Origin of the sequence: Arthrobacter sp. MYb221, assembly GCF_002979835.1 — a bacterium.
GTDB lineage: Bacteria > Actinomycetota > Actinomycetes > Actinomycetales > Micrococcaceae > Glutamicibacter.
Window position 1 is genome coordinate 1 of record NZ_PCPW01000032.1, and the last position, 3330, is coordinate 3330.

The 3330-nt window shown below is 52.4% G+C and carries 2 protein-coding genes; both read left to right on the forward strand.

What is annotated here, in order from left to right:
- The first annotated feature begins 219 nt into the window (after positions 1-219).
- Positions 220-528: a helix-turn-helix transcriptional regulator gene (locus CQ015_RS18500; protein ID WP_258138880.1), complete on the forward strand. Its 309-nt coding sequence runs from the start codon at positions 220-222 to the stop codon at positions 526-528.
- Entirely contained in the window at positions 525-1721 is a 1197-nt protein-coding gene (locus CQ015_RS18505) for a type II toxin-antitoxin system HipA family toxin (protein WP_105650842.1), read from the forward strand. Before CQ015_RS18500 ends, CQ015_RS18505 begins: the two co-directional genes overlap by 4 nt.
- Positions 1722-3330: the final 1609 nt, after the last annotated feature.

The window sequence follows — 3330 nt, forward strand, 5'->3', positions numbered from 1 at the left end:
TCACCGCCGGACTTAACTTAGTATGATGGTTTGAGGCCCTTGCACCTGTTGGTGTGGGGGCCTCACCTGTTTAAGCCGCGGGGGTGTGCGGGGGTGTGTGGGTTGTGTGGTTCTGCCTGGCGAGGCGGGACCTTTTAGTGCTTTAACCGGCCTTAAACGACAGCTCGAAAACTTGACCGGCGTGATGCTGCCGTTACTCCGCGAGATGGCTACAAACAAATGAATGAGTCAACGATTCGGCAGTATATTGCCGTAAATGCTCTATTGAGGCATTATGGTGAGGGTAAACGTAAAAATCGGCGAGATTTTGCCGGACTGGAGCGCGTCGTGAATTCCCTGTCAGAAATTGGCTTCGCTATACAGCAGTCAAGAAAAGAGAGCGGGCTGACTCAAGAGCAGCTAGCAGAGCTGGCGGATATCTCTGAGCGCACTTTGCGGGCAATTGAAACTGGTGGTGGAAACCCTTCCATCACGGCCGTGCAGTCCGCGGCTGCAGTTCTTGGGCTGAAAATTGTGGTGGAGAAATGAGCCACGAAATCCAAGAGCTTAAGCGAGTGCAGCGAGCCGATGTCTATCAAGGGCCGAAGCTCGCTGGGCACTTGTCTCGTTTGAGTGACGGAGGTATCGAGTTTTCGTACACCAGTGACTACATAGAATCTGGTGACCGTGGAATCGCGTCGGCTTTGCCCTTGTCGTCAGTTCCTTATATAGGTCCAGGTGGTGGTTTGCCAGCTTTCTTCTCTGGGTTATTGCCAGAGGGGCATCGACTTACGGTACTGAAAGATGCGGCGAAAACTAGCCTGTCAGATGAGCTGACTCTACTGATGGTTGTGGGTGCCGATACGCCAGGTAATGTTCGGGTATCGCCGGCGGGCACCGAACTGACCGCCCCTCCTGCAGTGGCCGCGATTGCTGATTCGACAGATCTAGACTTCTCAATGTTGGCGAGAAGCCTTGACCGGCACTCAATTCCTGGTGTGCAGGAAAAAATCAGTGCCACAATGCTCACTACACCTTTGGGTTTGGATGGCGGGGCATATCTACTTAAGCTGAATCCGCGCGATCATCCGCATCTGGTTGCTAATGAAGCACTACATCTCCGGGCGGCCAGTGCTCTGAAGTTACCAGTGGCCAAGTACCAGCTAGTTTTCGACACCCGTCATGTCGAGGGGCTACTTGTCGAGCGCTTCGACCGGCAGATTTCTGCAAATAGTACGGTAGTGACACGGTATGCGCAGGAAGATGGATTGCAGGTTCTCGATTTACCGCCAGCCCTGAAGTATTCAGTCAGCGCCGAGCAGATTTCAGAGTCTCTCGCTTCGCACTGCCAGGCGCCGATACTGGCTAAGCGTAATTTATACCTTCAGTTTCTGTTTGCGTGGCTGACAGGCAATGGAGACCTGCACGGAAAGAACGTTTCCATGCTGGCTGATGCTCATGGAAGGTTCTCAATAGCACCGATCTACGACATTCCCTGCACGCTGATTTACGGTGATGACACCATGGCTTTGACTGTCGCGGGTAAGACGAAAAATCTCAAGAAGAAGCACTGGCAAGAATTTGCGCATACTTTGGGACTCGCCGATAGAGCGGTCCAGTCGGCTAATCAGCTGGCGCTAAAGGCAGCAAGTCTCGTGGACCTGGGTGAGTTGCCGTTTGAAGGATCTCCCCTCCGCGGGACGCAACGTGAACTCCGGTTTCGTCGCATGGAAATTGGGTAGAAGTCGGAAGATGAGATGCTCTGTCATGTTGTGGAGAGCTATCAAATCACTTGTGCCATTGCCGGAAGATTGGGCTGGAATGGTCCCATAGTTCGGGTAGGGCCTAGACGAAGTTCTTTTGCATTGTGGCCATGGAGAATTGGGGCAATGGCCGGCCAGTCATCGATTGAGAATACGGCTTCTAGAGACAGGTTCCCAACAGGGGCCACTGTAGTCGTCGGAGCCTACCGCTTGGCGTTCCCTACCGTGTTGCAGTATGTCCACGCACTAACCACCGTTACGCGAACCTGAGTTCGCATGGCTTCGTTCTCGCAGAGATGGCAGCGATCGATACAGTACGCTTAGCTTGAGATTTAGCCAAACGCTCAACTTCCCTTCTACTGCCTAGTGAGTCTTCGCCAAGTTGCCGTATGGAAAGGCGACAAATGTTGTCGAGAGAATTTTCCGAGGAAGCTGGGTGTAGGGATCTGCATAAATGAATCGCGTATTTCACGGAAGTATTTGTCTGTGCGTGCGGTCATGGCGATTGCTGATGACCTAGGCGTGGACAACATCCTCGCTTCGGATGAGCTCTTAGGGCAGTTCGTGCTTCCTGAGTTGGCGAGAAAACACAGGGCGGTTCCCGCGAGGAGTTGCAGAGACGTACCATATCGATCCAGATTTGTGCCGGCTCGTTTCGAATAGGTGTCCGAGGCACTTATAAACTTGGTGACCTCGATTTTTGGGTTCATCTCAAAATATTGAGCCAAACGGCGATCGTAGACACTCAATTAGTGGGCGCCTATCCGATCTTGGACGGCAGAGGGCGACTAGCTGAGTAGTGGTCAGCCAATTTCCGAGGGCTAGGTTGTCACTGACAGAGCCAAGATCCTCATTTCCTTGGGCTTGCTACTCAACGCAAAGTACCGTCTAGAGTCATGGACCGCCGACTGGCGGGAGTCCTTCAGGCGCCAGCAATGAGCTATTCGTGAAACTGTCCTTGCTGTCAACGCGATGGGGGCACTAGCAGTCGCTCACTTCAACCGTGCAAAGAGAAGCATCCATACCGATCTTGCTACGGAGCCCAAGAATGAGTTGTGTTGTGGAAGCCGGGACTGAGCATCGGGCTGCCAATGGAGTTGACCGGTAAACAATCCCGCTCGGCATAAAAGGCCCTTGCGTCATTGGAGATGCCCATGAGCTGTCATGAATCGAAGCGTAATAGTGGTATCAGGGGCAAAGAGATTCGAATCGAGCCATTGATGGGTGAGTTACTCGATGATTTTGCAACGTGTGGTGGCGGTAGAGCGCAAATCCAGGCGGTATACCAATGATTTCCACAAAGGAGGGCAACGTTAGCTAACCAATCCGCTGATCCCGCAGCGCTTAGATATGCGATCAACTGCTAGTTCTGCCCTGTGACTATAGGCGGGCTTCGCCCGTATGATCGATGACGCACTAGTACGGATCCAAAACTGAACTTAATTCAGAATTATTCCTGTGTGCACGGTCACCTCGGAAAAGGGCCTCCCGATTTGAAACATCCCGCAAAACTGTGTATAGTTTTTATCTGTCGCCGAAACAAGGCCGGAACAAAAACCGGTACAAAATTCGGTGATAATCCCCAGAA

Bases quoted from the DNA above. Each gene is read 5' to 3' on its own strand.
- CQ015_RS18505 (WP_105650842.1), top strand. From the start codon at position 525: ATGAGCCACGAAATCCAAGAGCTTAAGCGAGTGCAGCGAGCCGATGTC.
- CQ015_RS18500 (WP_258138880.1), top strand. From the start codon at position 220: ATGAATGAGTCAACGATTCGGCAGTATATTGCCGTAAATGCTCTATTG.